A 17296-nucleotide genomic window follows, 5' to 3' on the forward strand; every position below is an offset into this window, starting at 1 on the left:
CCAAAAGGAGTTAAAGCGTCGGTTCCAATCATTTTTAGAAGCAACGTAAGTAATGCTATTCGGAAAGAAAAAACCGGAGTCATGCTCTATTTGTAAATCAGCATGCTCCGGTTATATGTTGTTGCCTTAAGCTGTGTCTGACGTATCCGTTCCATCCGGGCCATCGGCAAGATCTACCAAGCCGACAGCAAGCAAAGTGATCGCTGCTGCTTTCCCCAGCTTCTTAACGCCGTCTTTAAGCAACTCCTTATCGTTTTCCTTCATGCCTGTGACCACATCTTTCCCGCTTTTGACCATATACTCGATCCCCTGGCCAACACCTTTTACTGTTGTTGATACGGCATTTCCAAGCTCATCGAGTCCCGCCTTCGCCTGTTGCGTATCCGCCGTTAGGCAGCCTGCGCCAGCATCCCATATGCCGCTCGCTGCTTGACCTGCGATTTGACCCGTCTTCGCCGTCACTCTCTCCACATCATTGCCTATTTCTTTAATGTAATCGCTATGAACAAGCTCCCCCGCAACACGCACAGATCCTCCAAGTATTTTACCTGTCACATCGCCGGCCATCTTCCCAATACCTTTCAGAATATCCATATCTAAAAGCACCTCCGTATCATCATTTAATCTTTATAACGATTGTTGACGCATTTCGTTTCATTACTCGCCCAGCCGCTACATAATTCTCATTTTATTCCATTATCTCCTCTTCGGATAACAAATAATGTAAATTACAATTCGATTTATAACCGTCCCTTACCTGCATCAATGATCGGTTCCATGCTAAAATATCCGATATAGACCGGAATATGGCGAGGAGGCAATGTGTAGATATGGAAGTACGGCTAGCAGAACGAATGATTGCAGAGTGGGCATCGGCGAACGCCGATGCGCTTGGCATAGGCCCGAATAAGATCCGGGCGTCATATATATATAATCCCGGAGGCTTCGGCAACTTGTCTATCCGTCTGACGGACGGCCGTACACGGCTTCACGTCAAGTTGGCTCCACCTATCAAAGCCGCACGGCTGCGGCAGTGGGCCGGCGTCAGCGATTATCTTGCCGAGCACTACGCCGCGCCTAGGCTGGTCCATACGATTGACCGCGAGATCGTTCCGGGGTATCCATACGGACTTGTTTTCGAATATATCGAGGATGCGACCCCGCTTGCGGAAACGCGGAATCCCGAGGCCGCACTGACGGGTGTCATGGAGACCGCCGCGAAGCTCCATCGCGACGATCGTCTTCGCGGAATGCTGCCTAAGGCGGAGACGCGCACTTATGCGGAGGCATTCGAAGACGAGTACATTTCCCGGTTTACGGAGGATCTCGACGGAATCCGTGGGTCGCGCGAGCTGCTCAGGGATTTCGTATCGGACGAGACGATTTCGTGGTTCGGGGAAGAGATCGGGAGGTTGAGGGAAACCGTCCGGCAGACACCTGCGTTTCTACTCCCTGCGGGCGATGTTGTTCATAACGACCTGAACGGCAACAACGTGCTGACGTGCGGCAGGAACGGCTTCCGGATCATCGACTGGGACGACCTGTCCGGCCAGGGCGATGCGGCGATGGACTACTCGGTACTGCTTTGGCCACTAACGCATGATCCGTCATGGCCGATCTGGAGGGAGAAGGCTCTGGAAGGAGCAGGGGCTGCGGCCGGAGAGCGGTTGGAACTGTATTTTCGGGCGAAGTTGCTTGACGACGTCATCGACGTGCTGGCCGATTATGTCGAGGCGGAGCAGGTGCCTGAGCATCGGGATGAGGCCCAGCGCAAAGCCAGGGCGGTTCATCTTCACTCGTATCCGCTGTATCTCGCCAAGTATGGCGTCGGATAAAGCGGCCGCACCGTGCTTTCACCTGCCAGTTACTTCAATAATGGCTGCCGGTGCCGGTGCGACAGCAGCCATGCGCATGGTGCTATCGTTACCCTTTAGGCATTCAAAGGCTTTTTTAATGTTTGCAAATAAATGCCGCAACAGGCTTTGAAATCGTTATTCCGCCCCTGAAGGATTGCATCATCTCTTTAGTCAATTTAAGAAATGTCGGCGCGATTACATCTCTGACTTCGTTGCTTAGAAGTTTATCATTCAAAGGGCCTTGATATAGTTGCGTCGCCATATACTATTGCAATACAAGTTCTGGCTCTGTTACTTTGAAACCGGCATCGTACGTTGATCGGACTCCACACCTTGGATAGATAGGACGAAGGAATGTGAGGGCATAGACCCGTCGAGATTTGGTAGAGTGAATCCCAAGGACCTTGTGGAGAGAGGTGTGCAGTACATTTTGTAATGGAAGATGTTGTAAATTTTGTTGACACCTTATGTTCCCGCATGCGCTTAAACGTGACTTCTTGGCCCAGTATTCCCGGCGCTTAACGCGTTCATAGCCAAACATACGGACTCCGGCTTTCGCAGCCGCGCGTTCGCCCTCAACTGGACCGCCAACCAATTGGGGCTGCTGCTCGGACCGTTAATTGGCGGCTTCTTGGCTTCGCAAATGTCAATCACGATTGTGTTCGCTATCAACGGTTGTATGCTGTTACCGGTTGTGCTAATACTGAAAATACCGAAATTGTAGATGCTCTCAAGCAATGTGAAAGCTAGGGAAAATTCCTCGATCTAAAGGAGGCGAAACGATGGCCGTACACCATTTTCAACCCGAGCATTACCACAACACCATAGGGGCTCACGAGCCCGTACTCAAAATTGCCGACGGCGATACCGTCGTGACATCTACAGTAGACGCCAGGGGCTGGGACCATCGGGGAGAAAGCGCGGCCGGGCGCGGCAATCCGATGACGGGACCTTTCTATGTGGAAGGGGCGCAGCCCGGCGATACGCTTGCCGTACGGCTTGAATCGATGGTACCTAGCCGGGCTTGGGGCTGGACGTTCAACGTGCTGGCGCCGAACGTCGTCGATCCCAATGCTGCCGCAGCCTTGCCACCGCCCGAAATCGTGCGTTGGTCTGTGGGCACTGAGCAAGCTTTGGTTGCTTTGGAAAAGCCGACGCCCGGTTTGGCCGGATTGAAGCTGGAAGCGCGCCCGTTTCTGGGCTGCTTTGGCGTGGCTCCTCCGAAAGATCAGGCGATTTCAACGGCGACGAGCGGGGAATACGGCGGGAATATGGACTATAAAGGTCTTGTAGCCGGTGTTACCGTCTATTTTCCGGTTTTTGCGGAGGGGGCGCTTTTCTTTCTCGGGGACGGGCATGCCGTTCAAGGCTGTGGGGAAATTGTAGGCACCGGAGTGGAAATATCGCTCGATGTCCGTTTCACCGTTCGGGTATTGAAGGGGAAAACGATCGGTTGGCCGCGAGGCGAATCGGACACGCATTGGTTCTGCATCGGTAACGCCAGGCCGCTTGACCAGGCTCTGCAACACGCAACGACGGAAATGCTGTCTTTGCTGACGAAAGACTTCGGTCTGACTGCCTCGGAAGCGAGTCTGCTTCTGGGCCAGGCTGTGGAATACGAAGTGGCGAATGTGTTCAACCCTGCTTACAGCGTCGTTTGTAAAGTTCCAAAGGCCGTTCTGTCCATGCTATAAAAGAACTGTTTATCTGATAAAATGGCGATCGCTCTACGGTATCGAACCAGGGGGCGATCGCCATTTTGTTCTGGCAAGTCTCGTATCGAACTGGGGCGCTAATTGAAGACTTTAGTTTCGTTAATATCCGCTTGATCAAGGAAAATCCTCGGTTTACGACATGCCGTTCTTAAATATAAGAACAAAGTTCTTATACAGAGATTGTCGTATATTTCTCGGATATCTTCTTACAGGACCTCGAAACCAGTTACCCGGATTGGTATGATCGATTTGATGAAGCCATGAACCAGCGAGAAGAGAAGGTATTGGCTTTCTACGAAGAAGGAATACAAACAGGGATTTTTAATCATCTCAATGGGAAGCTGTTAATCATGCAGGATGAGATTCTTAGGGGAATGTTCAATGTTAAATATCTAATGACGAATCAATTATCTGTTCAACAAATTTTATATGATTATTATCAATTAAAGGTGTTACCTTACCGAATATGGGGAGCCGGGCGGAACGTAGAATGGCGGTACTCGAAGCCAGCCGCGTTTACGCATCGAGTATTTCAATCTGGCTGCAAAAGCTAATTTTTCGCCTTGGAACTGAGTAAATAAAATACCGACATCTGCGCGGATCGATTCGGCAGCAATAGCGGAGGCACGGACAATCAAACTGGCGATTTTAAGAGATAATTCGTTGGCGAGCACATCATCCGTTAATTTGACCCCAAGCGGAATATTGCTTGGATCCGAGGTAGGCATATCTTCGGGAGCATGCGGCAAGGTAATGCCTTCTTTAATTATGAATTCATGGAGTCTTTTCCGTTGACTGGTCCCGAGCATTAAATCCTCTTCAAGCAATGCTTTTAATTCATGATCAGTCGTGGTGTTTATTGCGGCCTGAACGGTTGCTTTGGCTAATTCAAGACCTGCCAAGTACAACCAACATCCCATCACCTCTCCAACATGAAGAGGTTGGTCTTCATCCTGATCTGTCATTGATTTAATAGTATCGATTGCTGATTCCAATATGTTTACCATGTGCTTCCTCCTGTTCTTGAATTAACATGAATATTGTTTGCAGAGGAAATTTTGTTTATTCAAAATATAAAAATGCAACTAACCACATATGTACCTAATCAGTTATTTTGTGAGGATGTTAAAAGGGAGCTGCGCGGCAGCTCTTCGTCGTTTAGAAGCAGTTTATTTTTCACTCTCGTATCCCGTTACCTTAGTTAAATTTGACGAAGCATCCTATGGAGTGTTAATTTTTGGCTTTGTAAAAAGAAAAGCTCCCCGTAAGATGGAATTGTGCACAGGGTCAATAGCGCTAACATTCCGATCTCGGAAGACGCTCTAAATATGATGTTTAAGCAAAGTGATGCCCAAAATCAACGGATAGTCTTCATACAGATTATTCAGCCAACGGCAACCTAATCTCGATCAAGGTACCTTCATTCACCTTGCTCTGGTAGTTAATACTACCGTTGTGTTGTTCAATAATCCTATGACTAATCATAAGGCCAAGCCCAGTTCCTTTTTCTTTTAAACTATAAAAAGGCTGCCCCAATTTAGCCAAAAGTTCCTCTGGGATCCCGCAACCTTGATCTTTAATAGTCACCAGACACTCCTCTTCTGCTTCTTTATGTAAGCTAATTTGGATCAGCCCGCCTTCAGGCATGGACTCTATTGCGTTCTTTAATATATTGAGGAATACCTGCTTTAGCCGGGTTTGTTCGCAGGTGATAGGGAAACAGGATTCTCCATACACTTTTATAAATTGAATATTATTCATGTGAGCCTGTGGAGATAATAACTCAACTATATATTCAAGCAACTCTTTTACATCCGTTCGAGTAAGTTGAACAGCTTGAGGTTTAGCCAATGAGAGAAGTTCACTGGTAATAATTTCGATTCGTTCCAGCTCACTCAGCAGCAAATCGCTATATTTTAGACTAGCGTGCTCCTTTTTGTAGAGCGATAGAAACCCTTTTATGGTAGTGAGGGGATTTCGAATTTCATGAGCCACGCCTGCCGCCAGCTGCCCGGCAAAGGAAAGCTTTTCAGATTGCAGTAAAATTTCTTCTGCTTTTCTTCGTTCGGAGATATCGCGGCTGATAATAACGATGTGCTCGATTCGGTTTACTTCCCCTTTAACCGGCTTGCAATGGGACTCAAATTCGATCCAAGGACCGTCTTTATGTTTCAATCGAAACTCCATGGTTACGGAACGAGATTCCTTACTTTCAAACATCCTCTCCACCGCAATCATGTAAATCCCTTCATCCTCTGGATGTAGTAGCTCCCTTAAGCCCATATGCTCCAATTCATAGGCTTGATACCCTAATACGTACTGATGAGAAGGAGAAAAATAACTAACGGTACAGTCGCCATCCAATACCATGATCAAGTCTGATGTATTCTCAGCGATCAATCGATATTTCAATTCACTTTCTTCAAGTGTTCTCTCCATATACTTTCTTTCTGTAACAATTCTACGGAGCCGTTCATTAGATTCAATCAGCAAACCTCCTACGATTACCCCTAACATCACAAACAACAGATATTGGAAGTGGAAAAGCGGTTGATTCAACAATATATGAAAAGTGAATACCGTACACATATAGAGAACGATATAGGTACCAAAAAAGGCAACGCATCTTATGAGGGGAGCGATGCGTCTCAAATATATATGCAGGATAGTGAAAACAAACATGATGACTGCCCAACCTATTATTGCTGGCAACCAATTTCCATTTGAACCCAACCTTGTAAGTAAGGATAAGATACCTGTTACTATTCCCGGAATAGGCCCTAAATAGGCAAAAACCAGAATCACAGGGGCATATCTTATATCATAAGAATATCCCTGCTGCTTGACCGCCAACAATATTAAGATAATGGAAACAATCCCTGCATAAACACCAACCCAGATTTGCACCTTTTTTAATGGGGTTTGCTTAATGAATGATCGGATGATTAAAGGTGTACTGACCAATAATGAAAAAATGGAGAGATTAACTAAATAATCAAAAAGTATCAATACGTTCACCCTCACTAGTAGTAATTCACTTGAATGGCCCTTTTAGAATGTTAGAGAAAGTGAAACATATTGTCTAAGCTTATATTAACTTCTCTTTTAATTATTTTAACTGATATTTTTACTTTTTTGGAAAATTTATTTTATAGTGAATTGACTCCTTCCATTACATAAATAGACCCCCATCCAAAGGCTGAGGGTCTTAACCGTTTCATTGAAGCTGTTGTCAGACAAAAATAATGGGAACCTTTTTAAGCGCATATGTTTGTGTCGCTAGACAAAGGCAGAACCTACGCATTGCAAAGTATCCCACCTTTGCGTATCTGTAGTAAAAAGTAAAATATTTGGCTTTTCATAAAGTAACCTTCCCCTTTATTTATCCATGCAAATAATTTCGCGTGCCGGTTTTCAGCGGATACAATTTCGTATCCGGGAGCGTGGGAGCCTGGCTGCGGATCATCCAGGCACAAAGCTCGGCCAGCATTTCCCGTTCGATGCCGCTGTGTTCTGCCTGTCCGTATAAATTATCCAGCTCCAGAGGATCGTTTGAAACCCGGTACAGCTCCCCCTTTCCCTTCATATCCATATTCAGTTTCCATTCCCCTTTGCGAACAGTGCGCAACCAGCCGGACTGCGTGTACCTGTTCAATTCGTTAAACTCGACCACGTCGTTCGTAACACTGCCGATCAAATTAAATTCCGGAGGATTGCCATCAAGATGATACAGTCCGCCATATCCGTGCTCGACAAACACACTGGCAAACTCCTGTTGCGGATAATCCTGTCCTGTGAGCAGGGGCCAAAGACTGCGGCCCTGTACTCCTGCCGGAATTGGGCTTCCCATCACTTCACAAAGCGTTGGCATCACATCCGCAAGGGATACATGGGCAGGGTGCGGTGAACGGCTGGCTGCCACGCCGGGTCCGTGAAATTGTAAGGGTATACGGGCCAAAATTTCCGGGGCCTCGGGACCTTTTTTCAATAATTCGTACTCGCCCAAAAAATCACCGTGATCGGACATAAACACAATCAAAGTCCGTTCCATTAGCGCTTCCGCTTCCAGAAATTCAACAAAACGCCGGATCTGGTCATCAATCAGCCGAAGCATTCCCAAGTAATTGGAACGGGCTCTGGGAATTCGCTCCCGATAATCAGGAAGAAAATGGGCGATTTGCTCGCCATAGAACTTCCACTTATCCCCTTTGGCAATACGCTGCTGTACATCGGCCTGCAAAGGAGGCAATTGTTCCGGCGTGAACATGGAATAATACGGCTCCGGCACCTGGTAAGGATTGTGCGGTTCGGGAAAGCTGAGCCACATGAAAAACGGACGATCTTTCACTTGCTTCACCCATTGCTGCGCCGCGGTTACGGCCCGGTAAGGAAGCTGGCATTTGAGCGGAAAAGGGGTGGGCTCCAGGCTGACCTGGGATAACGTCTTCAGCCATTGGTCATAGGCTTGTTCTTCCACTGTCCGTTCCGGGCCGAAACCGCCCCAATGACCCTGAAGCAGGTGAAAGTCCGTTTTTTGTTCCGGTTTCATATAGCTGTGATTTTTACCGATCAGTGCCGTTGCATACCCCTGCTCTCCGGCCACATCAAACAGATCTTTCGAGTATACGGCTTGGTTCAGGCAAAAATTCCCGCTTACTCTGTGGGCACTGGGCCAGCAGCCTGTCAACAAACTGGTGCGGGCGGGACCGCATACTGGCATGGTCGTATACGCTTTATTGAACCAGGTTCCCCTCTGTGCCAAACTGTCGAGAAACGGAGTCGGATCGAGGGGATATCCCTCCAAACCGCGGGCATCGGCCCGCTGTTGATCGGTCATAATTACGATGACATTCGTTTTTTCATTATTTAAATTCATCCATAACCTCTCCTCATTGTTCATTAGAACGCCGCATCTTGACTTATTTTCGTCTCCACTGCACTCACTTGACAGAGTTTCGCTCTGCCTTTTCCTTAACGCTAACCACCGACGGCTTTTAACCGCAGCAGCTTAAGGTGGTTTGAAGCCTCCGCCTGTACAGCGGCCCCGAGGGGCCCTCCCTCATCTTTTGTTCAGCATTGCTTAATGCCATTTTGTTAATGTATGCGGTGTCATAGCCTTCTTCAAGGAGGACGTATGCAATGCTGTGATGGTTCGGATTCATGCGGATTTCATTGCTCACCATGCTCGTGCTCGTCGTATATTTACCCGTAAACAACGATGCCCTATACGGGGCGCACACCGGATGTCCCGAGATCGCGTTCGAGAAGCTCAGGCTCTCCGTCGCCAGTCTGTCGATATTGTGCTGCGTTATGGCCTAGCTGTCGCTGGCATAGCCAAGGAAGACAGGCGTAATCGATCAGCAAATACATAGACCAAGTTAGGTTTCAAATGGATCACTCCTCGTTGGTGGATGGTGGCTCTATTCTCATCTTAATTCGCCCTATAGCTTTAAAGAATATAAAAAAAGGAATATTCGGTGTGCAATAGGGACATCTTTTCGTGAGCCTTCGAAGGCTCGTCTGTGGTACAATGAAACTAAAATGACAGGGGGGACCCTATGAAACACGGCGATTTGCACATCGTTCCCTTCGTTCATAAGTTGCCGATTTACGTCGGAATGTTCGGCATTAATTACTGCTATTCCAGTTACCTCAATGTGCGCAATAGTTCCACGATCACCGTGCTTGCCTACGTGCTGAAGGGACAGGGCAATGTGACCATCGACTCTCTATCATTCCGCCCCAAAGCCGGAGACGTCTTCATTCTGCCGAAGGACTGCTATCATAAGGTGACCGCTGATCCGGACCAAGAGGATTATTGGACCTACTTATGGTTCAATATCCGAGGTAATGTTCTGCAGCTGTTTGAATCGTTCCAGCTTCAATCGGCCTTCCATATTCCGGATACCCCGTTCGAAGGCTTGTTCCGCAAAGGCTTTCAGCTGGTGGAGCAATACGGGGAGAACCATGAGCGGCTTCAGATGGAACTTCTCTTGACGTGCACCGAAATTATCGCCCAGCTGTCCGGACTTGTGGAGAATCGCCAAACGAAGGTTTCCGTTGAAGTACAAAGAATGAAGCAGTATTTGAAACGGCTGGAGACGGAGCCCTTCCACTCCAGCTCCATGAGCAGGCATTTTGCCATGTCATTCAAGCAAATCAACCGGCTGTTTAAAAAAGAGACAGGCACAACCGTCTACAATTACCTGCTTGGTAAAAAAATAGACACCGCCAAAATGCTGCTGCAGGATACGTCGATGGCTGTGGGTGAAATCGCCTACAGGATCGGATATGCGGATCCGCATTATTTTTCCAATGTGTTCAAGAAGAAAACAGGCAGCACGCCCACCGAATATAGGGAAGAAAGTAGAGTCCATGATCAAAGAGTGTAAATTACATGAGTGAGAGCCCATTCTGTAAAACAGGTACCCTCCCCGCTTCTGCTCGATACAGCGAAGGCGCTTTCCAGCGATCTTCGCTTGCGTATTCTGGAAGCGCTCAGCGAGAAGGCCAATGAGCTTAGGAGAGCAGACGAGAGTCTTAGGCGTCGCCAGCCGACATCTCCATCAATGTTTTCAGCCGATTCCCCCATTTGCGCCCCTGAACCAATGGCAGTAACAATAGAACGCATACAAGAGCAGCGAGCGCATATAAAAGAGAGGCTGTAGTAAGTCCTGCAAGACTTAGTTGAAAAAAGGAAGCAGTCTAAACGATTTAATTTAGACTGCTTCCTCTATTTGGCTATCGTTCTCCGGTTTTTAAAAAACACTAAGTTTCGTATTGCCATTTTTAGATCTATGCTATGTGAAATTTTCGGGGTAGCTCAATCTGCTTTGTCCACAAAACAATTTATTATTGGCCCGCTGCTTCGGCGAACCTTTTGCTTTTCCGCTTACCCCAAGGTTTTTTGACCGAAATCCATACTACGCTTACCAATAAAATCAATTGGCCTGCACCGAAAAGACCAAGCATAAACCGGTCATGCAAATAAGCAGTGTTGTTAAGAGCATTCAGACGTTCGGTTAGCGTAATTTGAATTGCGTCCTGTACCCAAATGTTGAGCACACCTCCTGATGCGATAAGTATTAATGCGATCGCTTCTTTAGAAATAATCCAATAATATTTCGTTAACCCCCAATGTGTACGCGCGGACAAAACAATCCCCGTAATCACGACCCCCAAAGCGCCTGGAATAATAAGAGCCAGGTCAAAAATATGCATGAAAGAATGAGCCACGTACAGGAACTCTCCGCTCGACGTCAGGTGAATCAAAACAATCATTATGATTTGTGTAAAGCCGCCTCCGATCCACATCGCAGTAAATAGCAGGTGGGTAATGAGCCACCAGCTTTTTTGATTTTGCGATAATTTTTTGGACATGCCCTACGCTCCTTTTTTCCGGCCGGCCGAAAAATGTTATAATGAATTGAACTTATCTCCCCAAATAAACAATTTATCTCGCGAGATAAGATAATTATAAATGGAGGGATCTACTGGTGTCAACAAACGAAAGGGAAAATCTGCTCCGCATTTTCAATGATCAGCTGCGGCATTTTAGTACGGATACCATTTTATTTCATCAAGCGGTGGCCGAAAGGCTCGGATTAAACTCGACGGACCATAAATGCTTGGACATGATATTGAGGAATCAACCGATAACGGCGGGGGAGCTTTCGAATTTGACGGGGCTGACGACAGGAACGATTACGGGAGTTATAGACCGCCTCGAAAAAGCGGATTATGTGTTCCGCGAAAAGGATCCGGAAGATCGCAGAAAAGTGATGATCCGCGTTCACACAAAAAAGGCGGAGAGCAATATCATGTCACATTTACAATCGTTTGGACAGTCGATGGAAGCGATGCTCGAGCAGTATGATAACGAACAAATGAAGTTCCTCTTTGACTTTTTCGAAAGGAGCCGGGATATTCTCCGAAACGAGACTTTGAAGCTAAAAAAATAAAACGTTACCATGATTCCAATGAGTTTAATCATCTTTGGTGTGCTTTGATATAACATGTTTTGCAAATTTACGAAGTTCAGGTAAATAAACTTGGTTCGCACCAAATACAGCTTATACTCCATGTTACTATCGTCCGAGGGTAATACCATTTTGTCTGATGCGATTACTTGCTCATAATTTATTCCACTAGTAAGTGAAAAGAAAAACATTGTGAATATCAAAAATCTCCACATATCCATATTCGCTCATTTTCTCTTTTATGGTAGTATGCCCTATGGATATTGAAGTATTCTACCCTTAGCTCTAACAGTAGCTGGCGTTCCCGACCATCCTTATTCAGTTGCAACGATCCGTCGGGAATGTCATAAAGTTCTTGTCATCCGTCAGCTCAGAACGTTTTTTATGGGGATCAGTCCACGCCCTCCCTGACCATCTTACATATGCTGAACTATCACGCAGGGAAAGAGGGTTATTTATAATGGCTAATCGGGATGTCAGAATTTCGCTTTTCGCGGACACAGACTTCGAGGGACGCCGCATTCGTTTCAGCAGAGGGGGGGCGGCTGTTCGGGACGCAAGAGCGCTCGGTTTTAATGGGGTGCTCTCCAGCTTCCGTCTGCAAAATGTTGTGGATAGCCGCGAAGTCACGTTAGTGTTGTGGTCACAGACGAACTTCCGCGGCACTAGGCGCGTATTCCGCGGAAATATGAACGTTAACGACCTTGGAAGTTTCGACAACCGCATGTCCTCCTTCATCGTTGTTGGACGCCGGCTGACGAACGCCCAGATTGACAGCATCACCAACAACAATCGCCCGCCACAAGACATAGTGGTCATCCAGCAATAACCAATACTCCGTGCCCGTCGGCGTTTTATGCCGACGGGCATGTTTACACGACATTTCATGTTTTCCGTTGAAAGAACTTGATCCCTAACACATCATATTCTCCGCGATTATGCGCATATGTTTGTGTCGAGAAACGGTAATGCACAGAACAAATTCTGGCCGAAGTCGGGACCGACAGTGTAATCAAGTTATCATTTTCCTGAAATCTTGGACTATTTTTATGAGTAAAATTTCCCCTTATTTCCAAAATGGTGTACCAGTAAATAAAAAGCTTTCCCCATTTGCATACCTGCCAAATTCACGAGATGCAGACTTTTTCACATGCGTCGGCAGCCAATTGTTCGATTCAGGCATACCAAGAGCGTTCCTCATCCCGATTAGCACTAGCGAAATAAATAATGCTTCTATTTGAACCACATAATCATTTGGCAGCGGAAAGTGCTTTCCATACCAATCAATGTATTGCTGTCTGGCATTGGGATGAATAAAGGTAAATGTGATGGCTATGTCAGTGAGAAAAGGACCGAATCCACACGCGCCAAAGTCAATGGGATTTGCAACCCCATCTACAAACACGATATTGGGAGGAACGATGTCACCGTGCAATACGCCCCAAGTCAACTTATTTTTAGGGAGAGTGTCGAGCAGGGCCATCGCTTTTTCCCCAGCGGCTTCCAGGATCTGAACATCGTATGCATCTAATAACCCTTCCCGCACCTGCTGCTTGAGCAAGTCCAGAGCATTCTGTATGCGTGCACGATTAACCGTTGGACGGACAAAAGATGAAGGGGGCTGCCACTTACTGGCATGATGGTGCAAAGCTGCCGTCATTTCAGCGGTGGATTTCAATTCTTGCTCGCTGGTAAAGTATTGTTTTTGCTCGCCTTCCACCCAACTGAGCATCGTGCAATTTATATCGTCCACTTGTGTAACATATGACCCTTGCTGATTGCGTTTTGGTACAGGGAGGGTGAGACTAGTATCGCGATTAAGTGCATCCAGCCATACCAACTCAGAAACCAGCACATCTGGGCGCGTCCACATCATTTCAAGCGTACTGATTTTAGATTTGTGAACACGCAAGCTGTATAACAATCCACGATTATCTTCAATTTTGAAAACCGCGGCACCGCTTTGAGCTATTGGCGATACGGATACTACGTTAATATCGTACTGCGTCAGCGCATGTTGCGCAATGATTGCATTATCCATTCTTTTCACACCTTCCAAAGGAAATCGCCCCTAACACTAAGGTAATGATATGGTACTACGCCTACGACTCGCTTTTTTTAACGACAGGGATCCAAACTTCCATTTCGTACATGCCGTTGCCTCTATCATAGGTCATTTCAAACTCAGGGCCATTTGCGAAATTATAATCACAGGTCGGAAACCATTCTCCCCAAATACGTCTCCACAAACCATGAATGTCGTTTTGTCCGTCGGGGTTTATGCCAGTTGAAAAAATAGCATACGTTTGCGGGGGGATTTGAAGCTTTTCAAACCCTTGCGGCAAGCCACTCCGAGGCAGGAAATAACCGATCATGTAGGAGAGTCTCCCGCCTTGGTTGTTGTATAAAACCGCATGGATCTGGCCATGTTCCCCCAAACCTGCTGCGGCACGAATTCGTTTTACGGCTCCGTCAGAAATGCACTTCTCCCAAAACTTAGGTATTTCGATAAACGGACTTTCGCCATCGGCATTGACCAGAGTTGAAACGCCGAACATTTCAAATTCTTGTTTTTCCTCGATTTTATAATTAATCTCCACATCTCCTCGAATCGAAATATGAAAGGATAACCGAGGGTAGGCCTTGAGTGAAACGCCTTTGTCGCGCGCTGACATTGGCATCACGCCGTGCATTTTTTTGAACGCCCTGGAAAATGCCTCAGGCGATTCGTAATCGTACTTGAATGCCACGTCGATGACCTTTATACCACTACTTTGCAGTTCAAATGCGGCAAGGGTAAGCCGCCTGCGCCGAATATACTCCGACAGCGGAACATTGGTGATGAACGAAAACATCCGCTGAAAATGGTAAGTCGAGCAACAAGCGATTCTAGCCACTTTGTCGAAGTCGATCGCTTCAGACAGGTGTGTTTCTATGTACTCCATTGCGTTGTTCATACGTTTTAGCCAATCCATGCAGATATCCTTTCACAATTCATTATATGAAGTGCTGAGAATGAAGCCTTGCAATCTATGCACAAAAATATCATGTTTGCCAGTATCTAAACGCAGGTTTGAGCAGGTGATAATACGACTCCTTTCACCACGCTCTACTGCCCTTTTTAATGAGGCCGCCCGATCACCTGCAGCGGCATCATGATGATTGTGTTGAGCTATCGTACCCGTTCAATTTGGCACTTTCGGATTACCTACGTTCTTATTGGCAAGCATAACATAACCCGCATGGTATTTCTGGGAGAAAATCACTATAACTAGATTAATCTGCCAGTTACTTCAATGACAAAAGCAGCCGATTGGACTGGCCGGCTGCATAGGTGTAACCACTTCGGTTTAACGCATATTATCGATTTATTCTCCGATACTCGCTGGGCGAATACATCGTGGATTGCTTGAACAGCTTTGAGAAATAATATCGCTCCAGTCCGACTTCCGACGCCACTTCCTGCAGCGGCATGTCCGTATGCACTAACAGCTTCTTCGCCTTTTCTATCCGGGCCATGCCGATGTAGTGGTTAGGCGACATATTGAACATCGATTTGAAATAGCGGATAAAATAGTTCGGGTTATAGTTAAACACTTTGCCTAGCCGTTCTAGCGTCAGAGGCTCGGCCAAATGCTCTTCGATATACTGCAAAATTTCGTCGAACTGCGTTTTGGACGAAGAAGAAGATCGAAGAACCGCCTGCTCGGCAGTCTTGTCCAAATAATACGTGAACAGGCCGAACATCATAGCCCTCGCTTTAATCGGCGCAGTCATCCTCTCGTTCCGTTCATGCGCATCGACCAACTCCGAGAACAGATGAATTACATAAGCCGGATTGTCTACTTCAATGCGGTAAGGCAGCTTCAGCAGCTGAAACAGTTGATGGCTCCCGACCTTAACGTTGAAGTGGCACCAAAATTTGGTGAACGTGTTATCGCTTATGTTGGCGTAGGATAACCGGGTATCTCCCGGAATTAAAAACATTTGACCTGGTTTCGGATCGTATTCACGGTCTTCGATTTTGAGCGATCCCTCTCCGTTCACGATATAGTACAAACGGCAAAATGAATCGACGCGCCCTTCTGCCGACCATGTAGAAGTGAGCTTGCGGAATTTGGCCATCAGAAGCTCCATTTGCAAATTGGCCAAGTAGCTGCCGACGATTTTCTTGTGGCTTTCATTCACGAAATATCCCCTCCGACTCTCTCTCAGTTAGCACACCGGCCTTGGCATAATAGTGAATAATTTACATGAAAAAAGTAACGATACAACATTGGAGATGACGCACATGCTTCTTATAATCAAGTATAGCGTTTCACAAAGATGACGGCTTGACGAAAAGACCGTACGGATGCAAACGATTACATCCTATTCGAATCCGTCAGGCCAATATCATTCAGGGGGAGTTACACATGTCTCAAAGAAAAAAAATGAAACGGGCCATTACCGCGATAATGGCAATAGCCATGCTCGCCGGATGCAGCAAGCCGGAAGCTCCGGCCGCAACGGGATCGAAGGAACCGTCTCTTGGGTCCGAGCCGATTAAGCTTAGCTTATTTATGCGGGTTTCTTACCCGGACGACAGCGTAAAGAAATACATCATCGATCCGGTTCAGAAGAAGTTCCCGAACGTGACGATCGACATCGTCAAGAATGAGAAAGGCACGAACGTCAACGACCTGATCGCCGCAGGAACGTTCCCCGATCTGATCTTTCTCAGCACGCCGTACGTTTCCGAGCTGAAGAAGCTCGACTTGCTCGAAGATCTAAGCAGCCTCGTGAAAAAATACAATGTCGATATGAGCCGATTTTACCCCGAGGCGGTGGATGCGATCAAAAAGCAGGCGGCCGGTCCGCAATTGTATGCGCTTCCGTTCTCGATGAACTATGCGGTTACGTATTACAACAAGGACATATTCGACAAGTTCGGCGTTCCGTACCCGAAGGACGATATGACTTGGGACGATTACTTGGAGCTGAGCCGCAAGCTGACCCGTGTCTCCGAAGGCGTACCGTTTTCCGGTGTCGATCCGTACGCGCTGAGAGGCGGAGCCCCGATGGCGCTTGACTACGTCGATCCGAAAACGGGCAAGCCTGTGCTGACGTCCGACGGATGGGTCAAAGCTTTCCAGGTTATTCAGTCGTTTAACTCTATACCCGGCAACAAACACGACAGCAAGTTCCGCGATCTGTTTATAAAAGACCGGACTCTCGCAACATATATTACCTATGATAACACGCAAAATTTCGAACAGCTGGAGAAGGATGGCAATCCGATGAACTGGGATATGGTATCGTTCCCGACGTTCAAGAACACCCCCGGCGTCGGTCACGGCATCGACTCGCACAACATCGCCGTCACTTCCACAGGCAAAAACAAAGACGCAGCCTTCCAGGTGCTCGCCTATTTAACTTCGAAAGAGGTACAGATGGAGCTGAGCAGAAACGGCAAGCAGCCGGGCATTCAAGATCCCGAAATGCAAAAGGTATTCGGATCGAACGTTAGCATTCTGAAAGGTAAAAATATTGGAGCCATCTTCAAGACGAAAGCGGCGCCGATGCGCAACATCAGCGATTTCGACGCCGTCGTGCAAAAGGAGCTGTATAAAGCTTACGATATGCTGGTAAGCGGCAATTCCGACATCAACACGCTGCTCCGAACCGCGAACGAGGAGGCTGAGAAAGCGATTCAGCTGGAGAAGGCGAAATAACCCGACATCATGCAGCTGCCATAGCAAGGTCT

The 17296-nt window shown here is 47.1% G+C and carries 15 protein-coding genes and 1 pseudogene; 7 read left to right on the plus strand and 9 right to left on the minus strand.

The genetic code is table 11. The annotated features are described in order from the left end of the window. Positions 1–126 precede the first annotated feature (126 nt). A complete protein-coding gene (locus ACFQI7_RS08570; protein ID WP_218098864.1) occupies positions 127–594 on the minus strand; it encodes a hypothetical protein in 468 nt (155 codons plus the stop codon). Positions 595–830: 236 nt separating this feature from the next. On the opposite strand from ACFQI7_RS08570, the gene ACFQI7_RS08575 reads away from it, so the two are divergent. The 3 genes and pseudogenes from ACFQI7_RS08575 to ACFQI7_RS08585 all read left to right on the plus strand — a co-directional run bounded on the left by ACFQI7_RS08575 (position 831) and on the right by ACFQI7_RS08585 (position 3550). Further along, complete coding sequence (locus tag ACFQI7_RS08575; RefSeq protein ID WP_218098865.1) at positions 831–1835, plus strand: aminoglycoside phosphotransferase family protein; 1005 nt, start codon at positions 831–833, stop codon at positions 1833–1835. Between the two features lie 532 nt (positions 1836–2367). Beyond that, positions 2368–2580: pseudogene (locus ACFQI7_RS08580) on the plus strand (MFS transporter); the annotation flags it as partial. A 58-nt stretch (positions 2581–2638) separates the two neighbouring features. Continuing rightward, positions 2639–3550: an acetamidase/formamidase family protein gene (locus ACFQI7_RS08585; RefSeq protein WP_218098866.1), complete on the plus strand. Its 912-nt coding sequence runs from the start codon at positions 2639–2641 to the stop codon at positions 3548–3550. Between the two features lie 473 nt (positions 3551–4023). Here the strand turns inward: ACFQI7_RS08585 and ACFQI7_RS08590 are convergent, their stop codons facing one another. The 4 genes from ACFQI7_RS08590 to ACFQI7_RS08605 form a co-directional block, all read right to left on the minus strand. Then, positions 4024–4578: a DUF3231 family protein gene (locus ACFQI7_RS08590; protein ID WP_218098867.1), complete on the minus strand. Its 555-nt coding sequence runs from the start codon at positions 4576–4578 to the stop codon at positions 4024–4026. A gap of 373 nt (positions 4579–4951) precedes the next feature. After that, positions 4952–6580: an ATP-binding protein gene (locus tag ACFQI7_RS08595; RefSeq protein ID WP_218098868.1), complete on the minus strand. Its 1629-nt coding sequence runs from the start codon at positions 6578–6580 to the stop codon at positions 4952–4954. A gap of 373 nt (positions 6581–6953) precedes the next feature. Then, positions 6954–8447 (minus strand): sulfatase family protein, encoded by a 1494-nt coding sequence (locus ACFQI7_RS08600; RefSeq protein WP_218098869.1) that lies wholly within the window; start codon positions 8445–8447, stop codon positions 6954–6956. A gap of 118 nt (positions 8448–8565) precedes the next feature. After that, entirely contained in the window at positions 8566–8883 is a 318-nt protein-coding gene (locus ACFQI7_RS08605; RefSeq protein ID WP_218099032.1) for a sulfatase-like hydrolase/transferase, read from the minus strand. A 246-nt stretch (positions 8884–9129) separates the two neighbouring features. Between ACFQI7_RS08605 and ACFQI7_RS08610 the strand changes: the two genes are divergently transcribed. Continuing rightward, entirely contained in the window at positions 9130–9963 is an 834-nt protein-coding gene (locus ACFQI7_RS08610; protein WP_218098870.1) for an AraC family transcriptional regulator, read from the plus strand. Between the two features lie 460 nt (positions 9964–10423). On the opposite strand, the gene ACFQI7_RS08615 is transcribed toward ACFQI7_RS08610, so the two are convergent. Further along, a complete protein-coding gene (locus ACFQI7_RS08615) occupies positions 10424–10951 on the minus strand; it encodes a hypothetical protein (protein ID WP_218098871.1) in 528 nt (175 codons plus the stop codon). 116 nt (positions 10952–11067) lie between these two features. Here ACFQI7_RS08615 and ACFQI7_RS08620 point away from each other — a divergent pair, with 116 nt between their 5' ends. Continuing rightward, positions 11068–11532, plus strand: a complete 465-nt coding sequence (locus ACFQI7_RS08620; RefSeq protein WP_218098872.1) for a MarR family winged helix-turn-helix transcriptional regulator — start codon at positions 11068–11070, stop codon at positions 11530–11532. 478 nt (positions 11533–12010) lie between these two features. Then, the gene (locus tag ACFQI7_RS08625; RefSeq protein WP_218098873.1) at positions 12011–12379 is read left to right on the plus strand and encodes a beta/gamma crystallin family protein; all 369 of its coding nucleotides are present in this window, start codon (positions 12011–12013) and stop codon (positions 12377–12379) included. A gap of 237 nt (positions 12380–12616) precedes the next feature. Here the strand turns inward: ACFQI7_RS08625 and ACFQI7_RS08630 are convergent, their stop codons facing one another. The 3 genes from ACFQI7_RS08630 to ACFQI7_RS08640 all read right to left on the minus strand — a co-directional run bounded on the left by ACFQI7_RS08630 (position 12617) and on the right by ACFQI7_RS08640 (position 15738). Beyond that, the gene (locus tag ACFQI7_RS08630) at positions 12617–13600 is read right to left on the minus strand and encodes a phosphotransferase enzyme family protein (protein ID WP_230414929.1); all 984 of its coding nucleotides are present in this window, start codon (positions 13598–13600) and stop codon (positions 12617–12619) included. Positions 13601–13652: 52 nt separating this feature from the next. Further along, the gene (locus ACFQI7_RS08635) at positions 13653–14525 is read right to left on the minus strand and encodes an AraC family transcriptional regulator (RefSeq protein ID WP_218098874.1); all 873 of its coding nucleotides are present in this window, start codon (positions 14523–14525) and stop codon (positions 13653–13655) included. A 385-nt stretch (positions 14526–14910) separates the two neighbouring features. Continuing rightward, positions 14911–15738 carry an AraC family transcriptional regulator gene (locus ACFQI7_RS08640; protein ID WP_218098875.1) on the minus strand — a complete coding sequence of 276 codons (828 nt, stop codon included), beginning with the start codon at positions 15736–15738 and terminating at the stop codon, positions 14911–14913. Between the two features lie 227 nt (positions 15739–15965). On the opposite strand from ACFQI7_RS08640, the gene ACFQI7_RS08645 reads away from it, so the two are divergent. Next, a complete protein-coding gene (locus ACFQI7_RS08645) occupies positions 15966–17264 on the plus strand; it encodes an ABC transporter substrate-binding protein (RefSeq protein WP_218098876.1) in 1299 nt (432 codons plus the stop codon). The last annotated feature ends 32 nt before the right edge of the window (positions 17265–17296 follow it).

This window comes from Paenibacillus allorhizosphaerae (genome assembly GCF_042659105.1).
Classification (GTDB): Bacteria; Bacillota; Bacilli; order Paenibacillales; family NBRC-103111; genus Paenibacillus_G; species Paenibacillus_G allorhizosphaerae.

What these genes read in the sequence shown, in the direction of transcription:
- ACFQI7_RS08570 (WP_218098864.1), bottom strand. Translation starts at nt 594, where the DNA reads ATGGATATTCTGAAAGGTATTGGGAAGATGGCCGGCGATGTGACAGGT.
- ACFQI7_RS08575 (WP_218098865.1), top strand. Translation starts at nt 831, where the DNA reads ATGGAAGTACGGCTAGCAGAACGAATGATTGCAGAGTGGGCATCGGCG.
- ACFQI7_RS08585 (WP_218098866.1), top strand. Translation starts at nt 2,639, where the DNA reads ATGGCCGTACACCATTTTCAACCCGAGCATTACCACAACACCATAGGG.
- ACFQI7_RS08590 (WP_218098867.1), bottom strand. Translation starts at nt 4,578, where the DNA reads ATGGTAAACATATTGGAATCAGCAATCGATACTATTAAATCAATGACA.
- ACFQI7_RS08600 (WP_218098869.1), bottom strand. Translation starts at nt 8,447, where the DNA reads ATGAATTTAAATAATGAAAAAACGAATGTCATCGTAATTATGACCGAT.
- ACFQI7_RS08610 (WP_218098870.1), top strand. Translation starts at nt 9,130, where the DNA reads ATGAAACACGGCGATTTGCACATCGTTCCCTTCGTTCATAAGTTGCCG.
- ACFQI7_RS08615 (WP_218098871.1), bottom strand. Translation starts at nt 10,951, where the DNA reads ATGTCCAAAAAATTATCGCAAAATCAAAAAAGCTGGTGGCTCATTACC.
- ACFQI7_RS08625 (WP_218098873.1), top strand. Translation starts at nt 12,011, where the DNA reads ATGGCTAATCGGGATGTCAGAATTTCGCTTTTCGCGGACACAGACTTC.
- ACFQI7_RS08635 (WP_218098874.1), bottom strand. Translation starts at nt 14,525, where the DNA reads ATGGATTGGCTAAAACGTATGAACAACGCAATGGAGTACATAGAAACA.
- ACFQI7_RS08645 (WP_218098876.1), top strand. Translation starts at nt 15,966, where the DNA reads ATGTCTCAAAGAAAAAAAATGAAACGGGCCATTACCGCGATAATGGCA.